Raw genomic sequence first — 591 nt, 5'->3', positions numbered from 1 at the left:
AGGCATTGCAGACGCCAGTACGACACCACCAGCGGTCATTTTAAGGAAATCACGGCGAGAAAAATTACGACTTACCATAAACAAAAACACTGCTCAATTACTAAACAAAGAAAGCGGACGATACCGAAACCAATTTATCTCGTCAAATGCATAAATTGGTCCGGAATATCGAAGTCGCGCTGAATTTTTTGTTTACTTATTGAACAGAAAACGATTTTTTAGAATTGTAAATTTTCTTAAATTTACGAGCCATGGCAGGCTTAGCCTTGATGGTCGTATTTGTAGATGTCATCTCGGTAATACAGCGTACCTTCTTCCAACCAAGCTGTTTGGTAGATGATGTGTACCGGAATACGTTCCCCTAGTGGCACCGAAGTCGTTGATGAACGAGCGCTTTCCCGCTTTTTCTCTAAACGCTCTTCCAAACCTTGAGTTTTGAACAGAAGCTCTGCAAGTTGATCGGCGTTTTCTACTCGAACACAACCCGAGCTAAAGGCCCTTCTATCTTGTTGGAACAAGTTTTTACTCGGCGTGTCGTGTAGATATATGGCTTGTGGGTTCGGCATGTTGAATTTGTACAAACCCAACGCA

2 protein-coding genes are annotated in these 591 nt (G+C 42.5%); both read right to left on the bottom strand.

Features of this window, described 5'->3' with window-relative positions:
• Window positions 1–78 (bottom strand): twin-arginine translocation signal domain-containing protein (locus R7R78_RS27975; protein WP_225474835.1); only part of this gene is annotated, 78 nt, incomplete at its 3' end.
• 182 nt (window positions 79–260) lie between these two features.
• The coding region (locus R7R78_RS27970) for a L,D-transpeptidase family protein (RefSeq protein WP_225474834.1) at window positions 261–591 on the bottom strand (331 nt) is incomplete at its 5' end.

Source organism: Vibrio sp. 2134-1 (assembly GCF_033339495.1).
Note: the sequence above shows the minus strand (reverse complement) of the source record. Positions and strands in the feature narration are given on the sequence as shown.